This window comes from Paraburkholderia sp. RCC_158, from assembly GCF_041355255.1.
Taxonomy (GTDB): Bacteria; Pseudomonadota; Gammaproteobacteria; order Burkholderiales; family Burkholderiaceae; genus Paraburkholderia; species Paraburkholderia graminis.
On the sequence record NZ_JBFUPM010000012.1, the window covers coordinates 74000 to 94490 of the forward strand.

The 20491-nt window shown below is 59.9% G+C and carries 18 protein-coding genes; 16 read left to right on the plus strand and 2 right to left on the minus strand.

Translation table 11 applies throughout. The features are described 5' to 3' along the window. Positions 1-40: 40 nt before the first annotated feature. From AB6809_RS22430 to AB6809_RS22455, 6 genes are all read left to right on the plus strand, one after another. On the plus strand, positions 41-619 hold the full coding sequence (locus tag AB6809_RS22430; RefSeq protein WP_029971036.1) for a YqgE/AlgH family protein: 579 nt from the start codon (positions 41-43) through the stop codon (positions 617-619). Between the two features lie 10 nt (positions 620-629). Next, positions 630-1070 carry a Holliday junction resolvase RuvX gene (gene ruvX, locus AB6809_RS22435; RefSeq protein ID WP_006048660.1) on the plus strand — a complete coding sequence of 147 codons (441 nt, stop codon included), beginning with the start codon at positions 630-632 and terminating at the stop codon, positions 1068-1070. Further along, positions 1057-1596, plus strand: a complete 540-nt coding sequence (gene pyrR / locus AB6809_RS22440; RefSeq protein ID WP_307252185.1) for a bifunctional pyr operon transcriptional regulator/uracil phosphoribosyltransferase PyrR — start codon at positions 1057-1059, stop codon at positions 1594-1596. The genes ruvX and pyrR overlap by 14 nt, the downstream gene beginning before the upstream one ends. A 74-nt stretch (positions 1597-1670) precedes the next feature. Next, on the plus strand, positions 1671-2696 hold the full coding sequence (locus AB6809_RS22445; protein ID WP_371027216.1) for an aspartate carbamoyltransferase catalytic subunit: 1026 nt from the start codon (positions 1671-1673) through the stop codon (positions 2694-2696). Positions 2697-2793: 97 nt separating this feature from the next. Next, positions 2794-4074 (plus strand): dihydroorotase, encoded by a 1281-nt coding sequence (locus tag AB6809_RS22450; protein WP_371027217.1) that lies wholly within the window; start codon positions 2794-2796, stop codon positions 4072-4074. Positions 4075-4191: 117 nt separating this feature from the next. Further along, positions 4192-5031, plus strand: coding sequence for a lysophospholipid acyltransferase family protein (locus AB6809_RS22455; RefSeq protein WP_371027218.1), 840 nt, complete (start codon positions 4192-4194; stop codon positions 5029-5031). 32 nt (positions 5032-5063) lie between these two features. Here the strand turns inward: AB6809_RS22455 and AB6809_RS22460 are convergent, their stop codons facing one another. After that, on the minus strand, positions 5064-5948 hold the full coding sequence (locus AB6809_RS22460; protein ID WP_371027219.1) for a symmetrical bis(5'-nucleosyl)-tetraphosphatase: 885 nt from the start codon (positions 5946-5948) through the stop codon (positions 5064-5066). 337 nt (positions 5949-6285) lie between these two features. On the opposite strand from AB6809_RS22460, the gene AB6809_RS22465 reads away from it, so the two are divergent. From AB6809_RS22465 to AB6809_RS22490, 6 genes are all read left to right on the plus strand, one after another. Then, a complete protein-coding gene (locus AB6809_RS22465; protein ID WP_371027220.1) occupies positions 6286-7197 on the plus strand; it encodes a GDP-mannose 4,6-dehydratase in 912 nt (303 codons plus the stop codon). Positions 7198-7627: 430 nt separating this feature from the next. Next, entirely contained in the window at positions 7628-8689 is a 1062-nt protein-coding gene (gene rfbB, locus AB6809_RS22470; RefSeq protein ID WP_371027221.1) for a dTDP-glucose 4,6-dehydratase, read from the plus strand. Between the two features lie 10 nt (positions 8690-8699). Then, positions 8700-9593: a glucose-1-phosphate thymidylyltransferase RfbA gene (rfbA, locus tag AB6809_RS22475; protein WP_006048652.1), complete on the plus strand. Its 894-nt coding sequence runs from the start codon at positions 8700-8702 to the stop codon at positions 9591-9593. Then, on the plus strand, positions 9578-10129 hold the full coding sequence (rfbC, locus tag AB6809_RS22480; RefSeq protein WP_371027222.1) for a dTDP-4-dehydrorhamnose 3,5-epimerase: 552 nt from the start codon (positions 9578-9580) through the stop codon (positions 10127-10129). The genes rfbA and rfbC overlap by 16 nt, the downstream gene beginning before the upstream one ends. A gap of 14 nt (positions 10130-10143) precedes the next feature. Next, on the plus strand, positions 10144-11046 hold the full coding sequence (gene rfbD / locus AB6809_RS22485) for a dTDP-4-dehydrorhamnose reductase (protein WP_371027288.1): 903 nt from the start codon (positions 10144-10146) through the stop codon (positions 11044-11046). A 50-nt stretch (positions 11047-11096) separates the two neighbouring features. After that, a complete protein-coding gene (locus AB6809_RS22490) occupies positions 11097-11969 on the plus strand; it encodes a glycosyltransferase family 2 protein (RefSeq protein ID WP_371027223.1) in 873 nt (290 codons plus the stop codon). 29 nt (positions 11970-11998) lie between these two features. Here the strand turns inward: AB6809_RS22490 and AB6809_RS22495 are convergent, their stop codons facing one another. Further along, on the minus strand, positions 11999-14164 hold the full coding sequence (locus AB6809_RS22495; protein WP_371027225.1) for a glycosyltransferase: 2166 nt from the start codon (positions 14162-14164) through the stop codon (positions 11999-12001). A 396-nt stretch (positions 14165-14560) separates the two neighbouring features. Between AB6809_RS22495 and AB6809_RS22500 the strand changes: the two genes are divergently transcribed. The 4 genes from AB6809_RS22500 (at position 14561) to AB6809_RS22515 (ending at position 20490) form a co-directional block, all read left to right on the plus strand. Further along, positions 14561-15379: an ABC transporter permease gene (locus tag AB6809_RS22500; protein WP_371027226.1), complete on the plus strand. Its 819-nt coding sequence runs from the start codon at positions 14561-14563 to the stop codon at positions 15377-15379. A 3-nt stretch (positions 15380-15382) separates the two neighbouring features. Continuing rightward, positions 15383-16096 (plus strand): ABC transporter ATP-binding protein, encoded by a 714-nt coding sequence (locus AB6809_RS22505; protein WP_371027227.1) that lies wholly within the window; start codon positions 15383-15385, stop codon positions 16094-16096. A 147-nt stretch (positions 16097-16243) separates the two neighbouring features. Then, on the plus strand, positions 16244-18439 hold the full coding sequence (locus AB6809_RS22510) for a glycosyltransferase (protein WP_371027228.1): 2196 nt from the start codon (positions 16244-16246) through the stop codon (positions 18437-18439). 2 nt (positions 18440-18441) lie between these two features. Beyond that, positions 18442-20490, plus strand: coding sequence for a class I SAM-dependent methyltransferase (locus tag AB6809_RS22515; RefSeq protein WP_371027229.1), 2049 nt, complete (start codon positions 18442-18444; stop codon positions 20488-20490). Position 20491: the final 1 nt, after the last annotated feature.

Here is a 20491-nt window from a genome sequence, read left to right on the forward strand (position 1 = left end):
AAGCCCGCCATCCTGCACCGTCTTTGCTAAAATCCGAACTATGTCCAAGAGTACCGATCGCATCAATCTGACTAACCAGTTCCTGATCGCCATGCCGAACATGGCCGATCCGACGTTTTCCGGAACGGTGGTCTACCTTTGCGATCACAGTGAGCGCGGCGCGCTCGGCCTCGTGATCAACCGGCCGACCGACATCGACCTGGAAGCGCTCTTCAGTCGCATCGACCTCAAGCTCGAAATCGAGCCTCTTCTTCACGTTCCCGTGTACTTCGGCGGCCCGGTGCAAACCGAGCGCGGCTTCGTGCTGCACGATCCGAAAGACGGCAATACCTACACGTCGTCCATGTCGGTGCCGGGCGGTCTCGAGATGACCACGTCGAAAGATGTGCTCGAGGCGGTCGCGAGCGGCACTGGTCCCGAGCGTTTTCTGCTCACGCTCGGCCACGCCGGCTGGGGCGCGGGCCAACTCGAAGAAGAGATTTCGAAGAACGGTTGGCTCACCGTCGAGGCCGATCCGAAAATCGTCTTCGACGTGCCCGCCGAAGAGCGCTTCGAAGCCGCGCTCGCGCTGCTCGGCGTCTCGCTGTCCATGCTGTCGGGCGAGGCCGGGCACGCATGAGAGGCGCCGCATGAGCCTGCCGGGCGGACGCGAGGCGACGCTGCTCGCGTTCGATTACGGGGAAAAGCGCATCGGCGTCGCGGTCGGCAATTCGCTTACCCGAAGCGCGCGGCCGCTCGTCATCGTGCAGAATCGCAGCCGCGAATATCGTTTTGCCGAAGTCGGCAAGCTGATTGCCGAGTGGAAGCCGGACGCGCTCGTTGTGGGCTTGCCGATGCATCCGGACGGCACGCCGCATGAAATGACGCAGCTCGCAAAGCGCTTCGGCAATCAGTTGAACGGCCGCTTCAATTTGCCGGTGACGTGGGTCGACGAGCGCTATTCGTCGGTCGAGGCGGAGGCGACCACGCGCGCCAACAAGGGCCGCGCCGATATGCTCGACGCCGAAGCCGCCAGCATCATCCTTCAGCAATATCTTGACGGACTTTCCGACACCCATGAGTTCCATTGACGCTGAAGCGCTATACCGCGCGCTGCTCGACCAGATTCGCGCCGCCTACGGCGACAAGCTCGGTGCGCACGACGGCGCCGAGGGCGCCGTACTGGCCGGCATTTACAGCGGCGGCGCGTGGCTCGCCGAACGGCTCGCGCGCGATCTGAATCTGCCGAGCTTCGGCGTCGTCAATGTCGCGCTGCATCGCGACGACTACGCGAAGAAAGGTTTGCACTCGCAGGCGAGCCCGACGTCGCTGCCTTTTTCCGTCGACGGCCGCCGCATCGTGCTGGTCGACGACGTGCTGTACACCGGCCGCACGATTCGCGCGGCGCTCAATGAACTGTACGACTATGGCCGTCCGGCAGCGGTCGAACTGGCCGTGCTCGCCGATCGCGGCGGGCGCGAGTTGCCGGTGGCGGCACGCTTTGTCGGCGGCGTGGTGGTTGTGCCCGCTGACGCCACGCTCGTGCTCGCGCGCGACGAAAGCAGCAGCGCCGGTCAGCCGCGTTTCACGTTTCACACTGAAGCACGCGTCGATTGAGTGCGGCTGCAAGTGCGACTGCGAGCGCCGCATCGCACCAACACGTTGAAGCACGTATTTCAAGCAGGTAAATCATGAACACCGCCACCCAGGCTCCGCAGGATTCCGCCGATCGCGCCACCGAGCGCTTCCGTTATGGCTTCCTGAAGGGCAACCCGCAGCTCACGAAAAACGGCGAGCTCAAGCATCTGTTGTCGATCGAAGGTTTGCCGAAGGCGATCGTCAATCACATTCTCGACACCGCGAGCCAGTTCGTCAGCGTGACGGATCGCGAGGTGAAAAAAGTGCCGCTGTTGCGCGGCAAGTCGGTGTTCAATCTGTTCTTCGAGAACTCCACGCGCACGCGCACCACGTTCGAGATCGCGGCCACGCGTTTGTCGGCGGACGTGCTGAATCTGAACATCAATGCATCGTCGACGAGCAAGGGCGAATCGCTGCTCGACACGATCAACAATCTGTCGGCGATGCACGCCGACATGTTCGTCGTGCGTCACGCTTCGAGCGGCGCGCCGTATCTGATCGCCCAGCACTGCGCGCCGCACGTGCATGTGATCAATGCGGGCGACGGCCGTCACGCGCACCCCACGCAGGGTCTGCTCGACATGTACACGATCCGCCACTACAAGAAGGACTTCACGAAGCTGCGGGTGGCGATTGTCGGCGACATTCTGCATTCGCGGGTCGCACGCTCCGACATTCATGCATTGACCACGCTCGGCGTGCCGGAAGTGCGTGCCATCGGTCCGCGCACGTTGCTGCCGGGCGGCCTCGAACAGATGGGCGTGCGCGTGTTCCACAACCTCGACGAAGGGCTGAAGGACGTCGACGTGATCATCATGCTGCGTCTGCAGAACGAGCGGATGAGCGGCGCGCTGTTGCCGTCGGCGCAGGAGTACTTCAAGAGCTGGGGCTTGACGCCCGAGCGGCTCGCGCTCGCGAAGCCGGATGCCATCGTGATGCACCCGGGCCCGATGAACCGCGGCGTCGAGATCGACTCGCAGGTCGCGGACGGGCCGCAATCGGTGATCCTGAATCAGGTGACGTTTGGCATCGCGGTGCGCATGGCGGTGATGGGGATTGTCGCGGGCAATAACGATTGATTCGCGGCTTGTCCCAACGCGCGTACGTCGAACGACGCACTCGCGGCAAACGACGCAAAACCTTCGCCGAACCAGGCTGAAACAACTAAGGCAGCGCATGACGATTCACATTCAAGGCGGCACGCTGATCGACCCGAGAGCGGGCACCGAACAGCAGCAGGACATTTTCATCGCGGACGGCAAGATCGTCGCGCTCGGCAACGCGCCCGCCGATTTCGAGGCGACGCAAATCATCGACGCGCGCGGCTTGCACATCGCGCCCGGTCTGGTCGATTTGTCGGCGCGTCTGCGCGAGCCTGGCTTCGAGCACAAGGCAACGCTCGAATCGGAAATGGCCGCGGCGCTCGCGGGCGGCGTGACGAGTCTCGTGTGCCCGCCGGACACCGATCCCACGCTCGACGAACCCGGCCTCGTCGAAATGCTGAAGTTCCGTGCGCGCAATCTCGATCAGGCGCACGTGTATCCGCTCGGCGCGTTGACCGTCGGCCTCAAAGGCCAGGTCATCACCGAAATGGTGGAGTTGACCGAGGCGGGTTGCATCGGCTTTTCGCAGGCCGACGCGCCGGTGGTGGATACGCAGGTGCTGATGCGCGCGCTGCAATACGCAAAGACGTACGGCTTCACCGTGTGGCTGCGTCCTGTGGACGCCTATCTCGGCAAGGGCGGCGTGGCCGCGAGCGGCGCGCTGGCGTCGCGGCTCGGCCTCTCCGGCGTGCCCGTCGCGGCGGAAACCATCGCGCTGCACACGATTTTCGAACTCGTGCGCGTGACGGGCGCACGGGTGCATCTGTCGCATGTGTCGTCGGCAGCGGGCATTGCGCTGATGCGCGAGGCCAAGGCCGAGGGCTTGCCCGTTTCGTGCGACGTCACCGTGAATCACGTCCATCTGATCGATCTCGACATCGGTTACTTTGACGCGCAGTTCCGCCTCGATCCGCCGCTGCGTCAGCAGCGCGATCGCGAAGCGATTCGCGCGGGTCTCGTCGACGGTACGATCGACGCGATCTGCTCGGACCACACGCCCGTCGATGACGACGAAAAACTGCTGCCGTTCGGCGAAGCCACACCGGGCGCAACGGGCCTCGAGCTGTTCCTCTCGCTGACGGTGAAATGGGCCGACGAAGCCGGCGTGCCGCTCGCGAAGGCGCTCAACCGCATCACGGCCGCGCCGGCTCAAGTGCTCGATCTCGAAGCAGCTGGCCGCGTCGCGGTGGGCAGCGTGGCGGACCTGTGCGTGTTCGACCGTCACGCGCATTGGCGCGTCGAGCCGCGCGCGCTGAAGAGCCAGGGGCATAACACGCCGTTCCTCGGTTACGAACTGCCGGCTTGCGTGCGCGCGACCATCGTGTCGGGGCGTGTCGCGTTCGAACAGCGCTGATGTTGCGTTGATGTTGTGCGGAGATTCGCAGCGTGACTCAGGCATCGATACGTACTGACCTCGATTGACCGCATAAACCGCAGCCACCGCATCGACTCGCCAGGAAAAGCTCCGACCATGAAGCTCGCGTTACGCAAGGCCCGTCTCATCGCGCATCTGCTGCACGGCATGTGGATCGTCGCCACGCGTTTTCCGAAAGCCGATGCCGACCGGCGTCACGCGCTCAATCGCGCATGGTCGCTGAAGATGCTGCGGCTGTGCGGCATGCGCCTCGTCGTCCATAACGATGGCGCGCGGCTCGATCGCGGCGCGCTGGTGGTCGCCAATCACATCTCGTGGATCGACATCTACGTGATCAATGCATGGCGGCCGACGCCGTTCGTGTCGAAAGCGGAAATCCGGCATTGGCCGTTGGTCGGCTGGCTCGCGCAGCAACTCGACACGGTGTTCATCCAGCGCGAGAAGCGTAGCGACGCGAAGCGGATCATGCACGAGTTGTCCGACCGTTTGAGCGCCGGCGAATTGATGTGCGTGTTCCCGGAGGGCACGACGTCGAATGGTCTCGAGTTGCTGCCGTTTCACGCGAACCTGTTTCAGGCGGCGGTGTCGGCGTCCGTGCCGGTGCAGCCGCTGTGCATCATGTATGAGGACGCGCATGGCCGGCAGTCGACGGCGCCTGCCTATATCGACGACCTTTCGCTCGCCGACTCGCTCAATCTGCTGCTGCGCGGCGGCCCGTTGACCGCGCATGTCTACGTGTGCGAGCCGCTTGCGCCGGGCGCCGACCGCCGTGCGTTGGCGGCGCAAGCGCAGCGCGCCGTTGAGGCGGCGTTGGGGGAAATGCAGGGCGGCGCCGCAACGAGCGGCGCACTGGTTGTCGAGCGGATGGAATCGTCAGCGAGCAACGAGACGCTGATTGAACCGGTCGACCAGTCCAGCCGCTCGCCCAGCGTCTAAGCCTCTCAGCGTCTTTTGGGCGCGAGCGCTGTCTAGTTGGCGCCGCGCGCGCGGCAGTTCTCGCATTCCACCTGAGTCAGCGTGCGCTCCGCGGGATTCGCCGCGAGCCGCACCGCCGACAGTTTTTCGCCCCACACGCAGCCCGAATCGAGCCCGATCAGGTTGTCGCGCAACGTCAGCCCAAGCGCGGCCCAATGGCCGAATACGACGGTGACGTCCGCGGTCTTGCGCCACGGCACGTCGAACCACGGCATGCAGCCAGGCGGCGCGGCGTTCAGGCCGCCGCTGCTGCTGAAGTCCATTGCGCCTTCGGCATTGCAGAAGCGCACGCGCGTCAACGCGCTGCAGGTCACGCGCAACCGCTCGATACCCTTCAATTGCGGCGTCCATAAACTCGGCTCGTTGCCATACAGACCGGCGAGCGTTCCCTTCCAGTTCGGCGCGCGCAGCGCGCGCTGCAGTTCGTCGGCGAGTTCGAGCGTGAGGTTCACGTCCCATTGCGGCACGACGCCCGCATGCACCATCAGCATGCCGTTCTCGTAGTGGGCGATCGGGCGATGGCGAACCCATTCGAGCAGATCGGCGGCATCGGGCGCCGAGAGAATGTCGTCGATGGTGTCGCCTTTTTTCGACTTGCGAATACCCGCCGATACCGATAGCAAATGCAGATCGTGATTACCCAGCACCGGCACCGCGCGATCGCCGAGCGCGATGATGTCGCGCAGCGTCGCAAGCGATTCGGCGCCGCGGTTGATCAGGTCGCCCGCGAACCACAGCGGCGTGCCGGCGGGAGGCGCGGCCTTCGCGAGCAGTCGCTGGAACGGCGTGCGGCAGCCTTGCAGATCCCCGAAAGCCAGAGGCACGGGCTGCTGCTGCGAGATTGGCAAAGCGGGTGAAGGCGCGGTTGACGGTGTCATCGACGAAATGTTGGCGGTTCGATACGCGCGGCGATGCAGGAGGCGTGCCGCGTTGGGGCGGTGCAGCAAAAGAGCGTGACATAATAGCCCGTTTGCAGCGTCGGCATCGCGCGGTGCGGCGGCCGTGACGCGTGTAGAGAGCGGTTGAAGCGCGACCGCGCGGCCATAGGCGGCCACTGCGCGACCACTACGCGACCACTACGCGACCACTACGCGACCACTACGCGACCACTACGCGACCACTACGCGGCAACCTGGCGGCAGTTCGCATCCGCTGCAGTGAACGACCGGCGCAATATTGCATCACAACAGCACGACCCTCGTGAACGGAGAAAGCATGTCGTCTTCCCATGCGAAGCAACCCGTCCGCACGCTCGTCACTGGAGCGAGCGGCTTTACTGGCCGCTATCTGGTCGAGAACCTCGCCGGTCGCGGCCATACCGTGATCGAAACTTTCGCCGGGCATGACGAGCCCGAAACGGCCACGCGCCTGAGGCTCGACATCACGTCGCCGGAAAACTGCCGGCACGTGATGGAAACCGTGCGGCCGGACTACATCGTGCATCTTGCGGCGATCAGCTTCGTCGGCCATGAGGATCCGCTCGACTTCTACCGCGTCAACGTGATCGGCACGCTGAACCTGCTCGAGGCATGCGCCGCGACCGGCCACACGCCGCGCAAGGTGTTGATCGCGAGCAGCGCCAACGTGTATGGCAACGTGACGAGCGATGCGATCGACGAAAGCTTCCCGCTCACGCCCGTCAACCACTATGCCGCGAGCAAGGCGGCGATGGAAACGATGGTGCACACGTGGTTCGAGCGGCTGCCTATCCTGGTCGCGCGGCCGTTCAACTACACCGGGCGCGGCCAGGCGTCCAATTTCCTCGTGCCGAAGATCGTCGAGCATTTCGCGCGGCGCGAGCCGTCGATTGAACTGGGCAATCTCGACGTCGCGCGCGATTTCTCCGACGTGCGCTATGTGGCGCGTGCTTACGAAGCGTTGCTGACGTCCGATGCGGCAGGCGAAACGGTGAACGTCTGCACCGGCACGCCTTATACGCTGCGCGAGATTCTGTCCGCGGCCAGCGATATGACCGGACATAAGCTGCAAGTGCATGTCAATCCCGCGTTCGTCCGCCAAACGGATGTGAAGGTCCTCGCCGGTTCGCCAGCGAAGCTGCGCTCGCTGGTTCCCGAGGTGCAAGCGATTCCGTTTATGGATACGCTGCGCTGGATGCTTGCCGCCTGAAGCGCCTGCAGCTCATGGACGGGCGCTCGCCCGTCCTGCAAATGCCGCCGGCGGCACAATGACGCGGTCCGCGGCATGTCCCTTCGATGCTTTTCGATTCCTTTCGCGCCGCGCCGCGATTTGCCTTTCGGCCTGAGCATCTGACCGCGCGTTAATCTTTTGCATAAGCGCCACCGACCCGGCAAGCATCAACGCCCCTATGCGACTTCGCAAACCGCACCCGAAACCAGACTTGTCAAGCTGTTTCAAGTTGTTAGGGTTCTAGTTTTTGCTCGGCGCGGCTTTATAATCTGGGCCTCATAAGATTGGCGTCGAAGCGCCTGCGTGCCGTGCAAGGCCGCGGGCGCCGCAATAATCGAACACCACAACGCGTGGCGAGCGGCCGGCTCATCAGTGTCGGGCCGTCGCTGATATCTGGAAGGGAAATTTCATGGTCCTGGTTACGGGCGGTGCCGGCTTTATCGGCGCCAATTTCGTGCTCGACTGGCTGAATACGTCGGACGAAGCGGTGCTGAACGTCGATAAGCTGACCTATGCCGGCAATCTCGGCACGCTCAAGTCGCAACAAGGCAATCCGAAGCACGTCTTCGTGCGCGCGGACATTTGCGACCGCGCCGCCATGGACGGGCTCTTCGCCGAACACAAGCCGCGCGCGGTGCTGCACTTTGCCGCGGAAAGCCATGTTGACCGCTCGATCCACGGCCCGGCCGATTTCGTGCAAACCAACGTTGTCGGTACGTTCACGCTGCTCGAAGCCGCGCGAAGCTACTGGAACACGCTGGACGAAGCCGCGAAGGAAGCCTTCCGCTTCCTGCACGTCTCGACCGACGAAGTCTTCGGTTCCCTGTCCGCGACTGATCCGCAGTTCTCCGAAACCACGCCGTACGCGCCCAATAGCCCGTATTCGGCGACCAAGGCGGGCTCGGACCATCTGGTGCGCGCGTACCATCACACGTACGGCCTGCCGGTGCTGACCACGAACTGCTCGAACAACTACGGCCCGTACCAGTTCCCCGAAAAGCTGATTCCGTTGATGATCGCCAACGCGCTCGGCGGCAAGCCGCTGCCGGTGTACGGCGACGGTCAGAACGTGCGCGACTGGCTGTATGTCGGCGACCATTGCAGCGCGATTCGCGAAGTGCTCGCGCGCGGCGTGCCGGGCGAAACGTACAACGTCGGCGGCTGGAACGAGAAGAAGAACCTCGAGGTCGTGCACACGCTGTGCGATCTGCTCGACACGCTTCGTCCGAAAACGGCCGGTTCGTACCGCGACCAGATCACTTACGTGAAGGACCGTCCGGGCCACGATCGCCGTTACGCAATCGACGCCCGCAAGCTCGAGCGCGAACTCGGCTGGAAGCCCGCCGAAACGTTCGAAACGGGTCTGGCAAAAACGGTTCAGTGGTATCTCGACAATCAGGCATGGTCTGACGAAGTCGCTTCGGGCGAGTACCGCAAGTGGGTTGAGACCAACTACGCGCAACGCGCGTAAAGGCACGGTCATGGCGCGCAAAGGCATTATTCTCGCGGGCGGATCCGGCACACGGCTCTATCCGATCACACACGTCGTTTCGAAGCAGCTGCTGCCGGTCTACGACAAGCCGATGATCTACTACCCGCTCTCCACGCTGATGGTGGCGGGCATTCGCGACGTGCTGATCATCTCCACGCCGCAGGACACGCCGCGCTTCGAAGCCATGCTCGGCGACGGCAGCCAATGGGGCATGAACATTCAGTATGCCGTTCAGCCTTCGCCGGACGGCCTCGCGCAAGCGTTCATCATCGGGCGTGAGTTCGTCGGCAACGATCCGTCCGCGCTGATTCTCGGCGACAACATTTTCTACGGTCACGATCTCGCGAAGCAGCTCGAGCGTGCGAACGATCAGGCCGACGGCGCGACCGTGTTCGCCTACCACGTGCACGATCCGGAGCGCTATGGCGTAGTCGAGTTCGACAAGCAGTTCCGCGCATTGTCCATCGAGGAAAAGCCCGCGAAGCCGCGCTCGAATTACGCCGTCACGGGTCTGTATTTCTACGACAAGCAGGTCTGCGACATCGCGGCGGACATCAAGCCGTCGCCGCGCGGCGAGCTTGAAATTACCGACGTCAACTCGCGTTACCTCGCCAACGCCGCGCTCAATGTCGAGATCATGGGTCGCGGCTACGCGTGGCTCGACACGGGCACGCATGATTCGCTGATCGAAGCGGCCACGTTCATTGCGACGTTGCAGAAGCGCCAGGGCCTCGTGGTCGCATGTCCCGAGGAAATCGCGTATCGCCAGCAGTGGATCGGCGCGGAGCAGTTGCTCGCGCTCGCCGCGCCGCTCGCGAAGAACGCCTACGGGCAGTATCTGCAAAACATTCTTACGGACCAAGTTGCATGGCCATCCAAGTAACCGCTACGGCGCTGCCCGAAGTCAAGATCATCGAGCCGAAGGTGTTCGGCGATGCGCGCGGCTATTTCTACGAGAGCTTTAATGCCGTGGAATTCGCGGAGCATGTCGAGGCCGGCGTGACGTTCGTGCAGGACAATCATTCGCGTTCCGCGAAAGGCGTGCTGCGCGGGTTGCACTATCAGATTCAACATGCGCAGGGCAAGCTCGTGCGTGTCGTGGAAGGCGAAGTGTTCGACGTCGCGGTGGATATTCGCAAGAGTTCGCCGAACTTCGGCAAGTGGGTTGGCGTGACGTTGTCGATGGAGAACCATCGGCAATTGTGGGTGCCACCTGGCTTCGCGCATGGTTTCGTCGTGCTGTCGGAGTCCGCGCAGTTCCTCTACAAGACGACCGACTACTGGTTCCCCGAGCATGAGCGCAGCATTCTCTGGAACGATCCCACCTTCGGTATCGAATGGCCCGTTGATTTTGAGCCGCTGCTCGCGGCGAAAGATGCCGCGGGCAAGCATCTAGAGGAAGCGGAGGTGTTCGCTTGAACGGCACGACCGCTATGAGCGTTTATAAGCAACGCACCGTCCTTCTTACGGGCGTTAGTGGGCAGGTGGGCTTCGAATTGCGGCGAACGTTGCAGGGGCTCGGACGCATCGTGGCCGCCGACCGTGCCGCGCTGAATCTCACCGATCGGGCAAGCATACGCAGATACGTTCGGTCGCTGCGGCCTGACATCATTGTGAATCCTGCCGCTTATACTGCGGTGGACCAAGCCGAGAGTGATGTGGCGACCGCGCGGGCTATAAATGCCGAGGCACCTGCGGTGTTTGCAGAAGAGGCGAGGCGGCTAGGCGCGTTGCTTATTCACTATTCGACCGACTACGTGTTCGATGGCACTGAAACGCAAACGAGCTACGGCGAAGACGACGCGACGAATCCACAGAACGTCTATGGCCTGACCAAGCTTGAAGGCGAGCAGGCAATCACGGCGTCCGGCGTATCGCACTTGATTTTTAGGACAAGCTGGGTGTTCGGGCGCCGCGGGCGCAACTTTCTTGCCTCAATGTTGACACTCGCACGTGAGCGCGATGAGCTGCGTATTGTTTCCGATCAGGTTGGCGCGCCGACTTGGACATCGACCATCGCTATGCTTACGGCGTGCATCCTCGCGCAAGGCGTTTCCAGCAACGGAGGATTAATCGACTGGGCGCGCGAGAAGTCTGGAATTTATCACCTCACTTCGAGTGGGGCGACATCTTGGGCCGGTTTTGCTGAAGCAATTTTCGCGGAAGCGAGGCTCGAGAGTGCTCCGCGCGTGATTCCGATTCCGTCGACCGAATATCTGACAGCGGCCCGCCGTCCGTTGAACTCGCGGCTGGACGTGTCGAAGTTGACTCGCGAGTTCGGGCTTGTGCCGCCTAACTGGCGGGAGGCGCTCGAACTGTGCCTTGCGTCGACTTGAAAGTGCGGCAGCCTATTTTTAAAGCGCGGCTTTGTAGGCTGGGCGCTGTCGTGGTTTTCTACCACCCGGACTTACACTGCATCGACAGGGCCAACCGGCTCGCAACTTGGTGCCGATGCATCGTCGTCGACAACACCCCTGACCGGGAGACGCGCGAACGGACTGAGGCTCTGCTTGATGACTCAGTGGTATATCTGCCTAATTGCGCTAATGCCGGTATTGCGACGGCGCTCAACCAAGGCATTGAGCGACTGATTGGAGACGGGTTCGAGTTCGCCGTGCTGTTCGACCAAGACAGCGAATCGACGCTTGAACTCGTCAGCGGACTGGCGGCTGCAGCACAAGAGTGCATCGCGCGTCGCGAACGTGTGGCGCTCGTCGGGCCGGCTTATGAGGACTCGCGATTGCGCGGGGTCGCACCTTTCGTGCGTTTTGGATATTTCCGGCTTCGCCGTATCATTCCGACCGGAGACGCACCTGTCGAAGTTGACTTTCTCATCAGCTCTGGTTCTTGCTTGAATCTCGCCTGCTGGCAGGAGATCGGCCCGATGGATGACACCCTTTTTATTGATCTCGTCGATACGGAATGGTGCATGCGCGCAAAGTCTCGCGGCTTTAGTGTCCTCGGCTTACCGTGGATCAGCATGTCACACGAACTCGGTGAAGAGCCGATCGAAGTGTTCGGGCGCAAGTATCCGATGCATAGCGCCATTCGTCATTACTACCTCTTCAGGAACACTATTTGTTTACTAAAACGTCGGTACGTGCCTTGGACATGGAAGTCGACGGAAGTCATCAAACTGCCGGCGCGGCTAATCATCTACGCCTGCTTTGCACCGGAAGGCTGGGCTCACGTAAAAATGGCGTTGCGCGGGGTTTGGCATGGGCTGACAGGACGCATGGATGTGCCGCCTCGTGGCTAGACCAAACGAGCATCGGTGCAGCTTTCGCCTCAGTCGAATTGACCGATGCGCGGTTCGTCTGCCAGCGCGAAGGGCTGCTTTGACGTGTCGAGCGAGAGATTCGGGTTGTAAGCGGGATCGTGAAACAGTATTTCGGCCCAGCGACTTTCCATTAGTCGTACTTCTCTCTGAAAGCGCTGAAACTTTTCGGGTGCCATGTCGGAGCCGCGCGTCGCCGATTCGTGATGATAAAGCTCGGCATGCGGAGTCCATACATTTCGGTACCCCGCTTGTCGGACGCGAAGGCAGAAGTCGACGTCGTTGAATGCTACAGCGAATTCCTCGTCCAGCCCGCCGACTTCAACGTAGACCGACCTACGGACCACAAGGCAGGCGGCTGTCACGGCGGAAACGTTCTGCGTGGCTACCGCGCGCCCGAAGTAGCCCAACGTGCCGCGGCGGATCTTGTAATGCATATGGCCCGCGACACCGCCAAGGCCAAGCACTACACCACCGTGCTGCAAAGTTTCGTTTGGATACCATAGGCATGCTCCGACCGCGCCATTTCGCGGCTGTGCTGCGAGCGATACCATTTCATCGAGCCAATCGGGAGAAATGACCTCTATGTCGTTATTGAGCAAGCAGATGAATTCACCGTCAGCGAGCTCCACGGCCGCGTTGTTGAGCGCCGAAAAATTGAATGACCGGTCGTCACGTAGGACACGCACATTAGGTCGCGATTTAAGGCTGTCCAAATAGGCGAGCGTCTCCGTCTTCACGCTACCATTATCGATCACGATGATCTCGAAAGTTTCGTAGGTAGTTTTTGCGAAGATGCTTTCAATGCACTGGCGCAAGAGGTCGACGCCATCACGTGTGGGAATGACGATGGAGACAAGCGGCGCAGGTGACGGTAGCGCGTAACGCACGCGCAAGATACCTATGTCGCTCGCGGACTGCTGGACGGTCCCGCCAACGCCAGAGCGCGCGAGGTGCTCCTGGACCGCGCGTATTGAAGCCGTCAGCGCGTATGGTTTCTCGCTCGCGGCGCCCGCGGTACTACCCGGCACGATTCGCCAGTGGTACAGCACATGAGGAATGTGTTGGACTGCATCGTGCCCCGCTCTTTCCACGCAGCGCAGCGCCAGATCGTGGTCCTGACTGCCTTCAAACCCCTTGCGGAAGCCGCCCACTTCTCGCACGAGCGCCGTTTCGTAGACGCCAAGATGAGAGAACAGGTTTTGCACAAGGAACAGTTCTGGGTTCCAGTCGCTCTTGAAATATGGAGTGCAGCGCTGGCCCTCCGGCGTCAGCTTATCTTCGTCGCTATAAAAGAGACGCGCACTCGGATGCGCGTTAATCGCGGCCGCTACCAGAAGCAGTGCATGCTCCGGCAATATGTCATCGTGATCAAGCAAGGCGACGAATTCGCCCGTCGCGATAGCGAGCGCAGTGTTGCTGGCATCCGAAATGTGGCCATTCTGCTCGCGCAACGCGACTTTGACGCGCGAATCTCGCATAGCGTACTCACGCAGCGTTTGTGCGATCTCAGGGCGGGACGATGCGTCGTCCGCGATGCAAAGCTCCCAGTGAGGATAGACCTGCGCTCGGACCGATTCAATCATGTTCCGCAGAAGCGCGAGGTCCGTGTTATATGTAGGGACGACAACAGAAATGAGGGGACGCCGCAGCAGCGTACCGGCCCGTGTATGTAACGCTGTCCGCTTCACGTCGTCGATCGTGTCGTGCTGCGCGATCCAACGCGCGTACGCCTGTGGGCTGTCCTCGATCTGTTCGCTTACCAAGATGCGGCGGCCGCGACGCACTAGTCCGTCGATGCCTTCACGGCGCCAAATCTCGTAGTAATGTACTAGCGCTGTGTGCAGTCCGCCGCGCATTCGGATAGCACGCGCCACCGATCCCAGTGTCCGCCTCGCCCGGGTGGCCTGCATGGATGTGGAGCGCAACGGCGAAGTTATGCGCCAAGACATTGAGGTACGCAACGCGGTCAGTTCCGCCTCGAGCAGCGCAATAGTCTTGCGGTAGTCCTCGCTAGCCCGCATTGGGCGCTCGGATAACGCCAATTTCTGCTGGAGTTCGGCGACTGTCGCTTCGAGTGCCGCGATACGCGTGGCATCAGTTGTCGGAGCGTGCGTCTCGGAGGAGTCAGTTTTGTGCGGCGACAGGGGGCTATCGCCCGGGGTCTGTAGAGTCATTCAAAGTGCCAGCGGTCTGCGGCTGCGCAACGTAGTTGTCCGCTTCGGACGGGTCATACATTATATCCAATGCCCGTAGGCATCGGGCGTCGCGATCAATCGAAAGTGACTTGCAAGCAACGGAACCGCACCGGCGAGACGGTGGTAAATACGTTCAGCTAAGCGTAATCACTGGCCGTGCGGTCGGCATCGAGGTCTTTCGGTGGAAGTTCGGGGTATCACCTATTACAATACGGCCTCGACATTCTGGCCGTCCATCGTCCCAGCGGCTCTGTCCGATACCATGGGCAGAGGCTAGTTGTCCTGCAGGCATCGTCCGTGCCATCGCCGGGGAACTCTTGGCTAGCCCCGGTCCCTTAGGAATTGCCATCCGGATAGAAAGGGTAACAGTACACAATGCAAAGACAATATACGGTACGGGGTGGCGAGACGAAAGCCGCCCTCGCGTCGCGCGACGTAATCGACGGTATACGTGCGTATCCGATTTGGTCAACGCTCGCATGGCAGGATATTCGTCAGCGGTATCGTCGCTCAGTACTCGGGCCGTTTTGGATCACTCTTACCATGGTCGTGACGATCGCCGGCATGGGCCCGCTATACGGCGCCCTGCTTAACATCAGCACGAAAGAATTCGTTCCTTATCTTGCACTGGGTATCATCACTTGGGGCTTTATTTCAACGCTTATTCTTGATGGATGCACGGTGTTTATCGGCTCTGACAGCGTTATAAGATCGGTGCGCTTGCCAATAACTTTGCATGTCTTGCGCACTGTCTATCGCAGCGTACTTTTCTTCCTGCATAACATTTTGGCGTATTTGCCAGTCATGCTTTATCTCGGTTTGGCGCCGCGCCTTGAATGGCTGGTAGCGGTCCCGGGGCTTTTGATTATTTTACTCGCTGCCGTACCGCTGAATATTATCCTCGGCATCTTTTGCGCGCGCTTTCGCGATATGCAGCCGATCGTCGGCAGCGTTGTGCAGCTAGCATTCTTTCTGACGCCCATCTTCTGGAAGCCGTCGGCACTGGGGCATCGCGCATATGTTGTCGATTACAACCCTCTCTTTATGTTTGTGGAACTAGTGCGCGCGCCGATGTATGGTGCTGGACTAAACCCGAAAATCTACGTCGGCGCGGGCATCACCACACTCGTTTTATACGCGATAGCGGTTCCGCTTCTCGTCCGCTTCCGTTCCCGCATCGCGTTCTGGATCTAGGCCATGGCATTCCTTCAACTCGAAAATTGCAGCTTGAACCTACCGGTTTACGGTGCAGGAAATCGTTCGCTCAAGCAGATGGTTCTCTCAGCTGCAACAGGGGGGCGCATCGCCGCCGATAGCCGCAAACTCACCGTAGTCGAAGCTTTGCGTGAGGTGAGCCTTGAGTTCACGGCGGGCGACCGTGTGGGGCTGGTTGGGCATAACGGAGCTGGAAAGACGACACTCCTGCGCTTGCTGGCGGGAATTTACGAACCAAGCGCCGGGTCGTTTTTCTCAGAAGGGCGCGTGACGAGCCTCCTCGACCTGACGCTCGGCTTGGACTATGAAGCTACTGGCTATGAGAACATCGTCCTGCGCGGCCTCATTCTCGGTGCATCAAAGGCTGATATGACGCGGCTCACCCCGTCCATCGCGGACTTCTCAGAGCTCGGTGACTATCTGAGCATGCCAGTGCGGACCTATTCGAGCGGCATGGTACTGCGCCTCGCTTTTGCGATTGTTACAAGCGTCCATGCCGATATTTTGCTCATGGACGAATGGCTGAGCGTTGGCGATGCGTCATTCGTCAAAAAGGCTGAAACGCGTATGCATGAGTTCGTTGGAAAAGCTGACATTCTGGTGCTTGCGTCGCATAACGTAGACATCATAAAGGACCTGTGTAACGTGATTGTTGAGTTAGAACATGGCACGGTGAAGAATGTCGAGAGGATTTGAGTGCGACGCCAAGCGGCGTGCAAGCGCCCGGTCCTGTTGCGCCAAGCCTGACGTGGCTGTCCATCAATGGCGGATTCAATCGCTCGACGCTGGGCGCCTGGTCGCACCAAGCCAATACTTAAAATGCAGTGCGAAGGTAGGTCGGATATGACAGGCCTCGTTGTATTTGTTACGCGCGAGCTTTTCCCGTTCACGGGTGGCGGCATTGGTCGCGTCATCGCGAACATCCTTGACCTTCCTGAGTTTTCTTCCAATGTTTCTAATGCGGACAGACAGTGCGCTGCCGTCGTGTTCCTTGGCGATGGACTGGATCCCTCGGTCTTTCACAGCCGTTTTCCCGCCGCTTTGTTCGTCGATGCATCGACGAACACGTACGTGGAAATCGACGAGAACCGTTTTAGATATCCGCCAGCTTCGCAGTATACGACGCATGCTTTGCACGGTGAATCAGTGCGCGCAATGCAGGCGCTTAAAAGGCTCGAACGGGACCGTGGCCCCCTGAGGTACGTGGAGTTCCCCGACTGGGGCGCGACTGCATTCGCATCAGTTCAGGAGAAGCGATTAGGACTGGCATTTGATGAAACCATCCTTGCCATCCGCCTTCACACTTCGGACAGCATGTTGAATGCGACGGAGCAGCGGGCAGTAGACCACTCGTCCCTAGTCTTATACGACCTTGAGCGCAAGTCGCTAGCAGATTGCGATCTAGTGATTGGCCAGGTGCCTGCGAGCGCGCGAGCAATGCAGTCATTTTTCGACTTCGGGAATGCCGAATGGATTCCGCGCCTAGTTATAAATCCGCCGCCCGTGAAGCTGGACCACGTGAGAAGCGCAGAAGTGTCGATAGTTCCACAGTCGGACACGCCGATCGTCTTTTCGTCGAAGGTTCAGAGAATCAAACGCCCTGACGTTTTTGTCCGGGGAGCCTCAGATTTTTTGCGCGGTAACCCGGGCTATACGGGTACGGTAAGGGTGGTTGCCGCAGCACCGGACAAAGAATACTTGAGGGAGATTCAACGTCTCGTGCCCGAGGATCTCGCAAATCGCTTCGAGTTCCTAAATGAGTCCACACCAGAGTCCCGGGCGCAACTTATCAGCAGGTCCGTGTGCGTTTTTCCAGGGACATTTGAATCATTCTGTCTCGCAGCCTATGAAGCGTCGAGGTCAGGAGCGTTCTGCCTGTTGAATGAGACCAATCCAGCATACTCGGCCGGGTCGCCTTGGAAAGACGGCGTCAACTGTGCCAAGTTCGACGGTACATCATCCGGACTCGTTCGCGCGCTGTCGGACGTTTTCCGGCGAGGGCACTCGGTGGAAATCGTCACGGTGCACTCTGATATTGCGCCGTGGCGTATTCTACGCCCCATCGGTCGTGCGGAAGCGAGCTCCCCTCAGGATTGGCCGCTTGTTAGCGTTCTGATTCCCCATTTCAACCTCGGTAGTTACATAGAGAGGACCATCGAAAGCGCGCTTGCGTCGGACTACCCCAACGTCGAAGTTATTGTGGTTGACGACGCGTCTACCGACGCAGCGAGTGTTGCGACGATCCGAGAGTTGATGTCGCGAAAAGACGCGCGTATCAGAGTCGTCGCTCAGTCTTCGAATCGCGGACTAGCCGCAACGCGGAACATCGCCGTACAGCATGCGCGGGGGGAATTTTCGCTGACATTGGACGCGGACGACCTGATTGACGCACGTTTCATCGGCATCGCTGCGCTCGCGCTCAGTCGAGACCCCAAACTGTCTTTTGTCGTGCCACAGACCGCGTATTTTGACTCGCTCGCTGACCCAATGAGCCAACACTGCTCCGGGCTGCGCTGTATGACGTTTGTTGGCGAGGCGCGCGCTTCAGGTATTTTTCAAAACAAATTCGCGACAGCCACCATCATGGCACGAACTAGCGAACTCCGTGCCCTGCGCTACGACGAGTCCTTGAGCGCCTATGAAGACTGGGATATGTATATGCGGGCAACTATGTCCGGTAGACGGTTCGTTGTCACAAATGCGCTTCACTTCTATTATCGCCATCGGCGGGACTCGATGATTCACGGCGAGGAGGCCGCAGCGAAGATTAGTCTCTTCTATCACGACCTGATGCGGACGAAATACTTCGTGGTGGGCCAGAATCGCCTTCCGATGTACGCCCTCGAAGGCGCGGCCGTTGCGCAGTATGGCGAGTCTCTTGATCATCTCCGTGCGCGTATCGCCGCATATGAAAATAGTTTGTTCGTCGCTGCAGCGCTGTCCGTGCGTAGGGGCGTGGACAGGCTCCCGACGTGGGTTCGTAACCTGATAAGATGGCTCGCTGGCGCCGCACGGCGACGGAATCGCAGAAGGACGTGAGAATGGCGAAGACAAACGAGAACTACTGGTTGCAGCAAGCTGGCGCCAGTTATGAACAACAGCAGATTTGGCGAAGTGCACGCGGGAATACGAATTACCGCGTGCAAGAAGCTTGGCTCGCTTCGCATCTCGAGCGGCTCGCCACCCAACTCGGTCGTCCCGTCCGAGTGCTTGATTTTGGCTGCGGTTTCGGAAGAATGGCGCATGTGCTGGCGCCGCTATCTTTTGTGAAGTACTACGCATACGACTTCTCATTGTCGATGGCTGAGAAGCTTTTGAACGATCCGCCTCCGGGCGCCCGACCGGTCTCAGAACGTGTGCGCGTTGCGCCAAGTGTGGTCGCAGCTTACCCGGATGTACGTTTCGACGTAGTGTTTACGGTATCAGTCCTGATTCATAACAACAGAGATGATGCTGCGCAAACTCTTTCAGACATATTGTCAAGGCTTGACCCAACGGGATATGCGCTCCTTGTCGAAAACCAACTCGTGCCCTTCGGACTTAAAGAAGGTAACTGGCACGGCGGATGTTGGGTTCACGATTACGTTGGAGACATAGCAAGAAGCTACGATACAACGGTCGTACGGGGTGTTCTCCCCGATCACGACGTCTATCTCATAAGGCCAGTCTCCAGCGCGCAGAGACAGGTGTTGATTATTGACGGTGATTCTGAACCACGGGCTTTGGACGACGACGAGCGTCTCCGCCTAGGCATACCACGCCTGATGATCGCGCAAAGAGCTCTTCAGGACGAAATTCAGGCTTCTGACCTGGCAACATTGCAGGCGAGGCTCCACGACCTCGCGGAAGCAAATGACAATCTTTCACGTATCGTCGCTGAACGCGATAGTGCACTCCAACAGCAACAAAGAGCCTTAGAAAAACTGCAGGTCGAGCACAGAAATTTGCGGCAGGTTCAGGACTTGCGCAAGGCGCTTCATCGGGTCGTAGCCGAAGCCCATTTTGAGACCCCGCCCCTTCATATAGTGCCGAATGCCACGAGCGAGGGTTCCGGGATCGTACGGACCGTGGATCCCGAAGACAGCGTGGCTCGGTGGCAGTCAGTACAAGACACCAAGTATGCCAACTTCGACGACCGCTTCAGCGGTGTTTGCCATATCTTCCACAACGACTGGATGGGCATTCGTTCTGCTGTCGGGGCGCTGCCCGGCTGGAAATACTCAATTTCTTCGACTAGAAATCTCCCGCTTCAGGAAGTAGAACTCTTCATATCGCGGCTGAGCCAACATTCGATCCAGAAGATCGTCTTCCACGGCATTTCTGATCCGATGTACGGCTTATCGCGTGCCTTGGCCAAGGTCGGATTTGATCTGCAATACCTCGTCTGGCACGGCACGACTGCGCAGTGGGTTTGGGACGATGAACGGCGGTATGCACAGAAAGCCATTCAAATGGCACGCGAGGGGAAAATTAGGCGTTTCAGTGCAATCCGACGCGGACTAGGTCCCGTTGTCGGTGACCGCAATTTCGCGCCTCAACTGGTCAACATGCCTCCGCGCATTGAAGAACGGCTGATACAACGGCAGCCGTCATCGCACGAGTGCAACTTGCTTGCACCATCGTGGAACGACTTGCGCAAGAACCTCGCTACGAACGTCTTGGCGGCCCAGAGCGTTCAACGGGTGAAGAAGGTGTATGTCATCGCAAAAGACTTCAGCATGCCCAACTGGCTCGCATCAAAACTAGAGAAAATCCCGTATCGTAGCCACACGAGCATGCTTGAACTGATGGCGACTATGGACTTGGTGCTGAATGTGACAACCATAGATTGCCACCCGATGGTTGACCTCGAGGCGATGTCTGTCGGCACGCCGAGCATCCGAGGACCGCTTTTTCTTGATGGGCTGGAAGATCATCCATACGCACGCATGACGACGGTCGAAAACCCGATGAATGTGGAAGACGCTGCGCACTGCATAGAGCGGACCCTCAAGACCGATCCGCGCGAAGTTCGCGAGATGATGAACGATTACAAGCTGAGACTGCTCGAGCTTTCTCGTCAGCGTTACATGGAATTTTTGGAAATCTGAG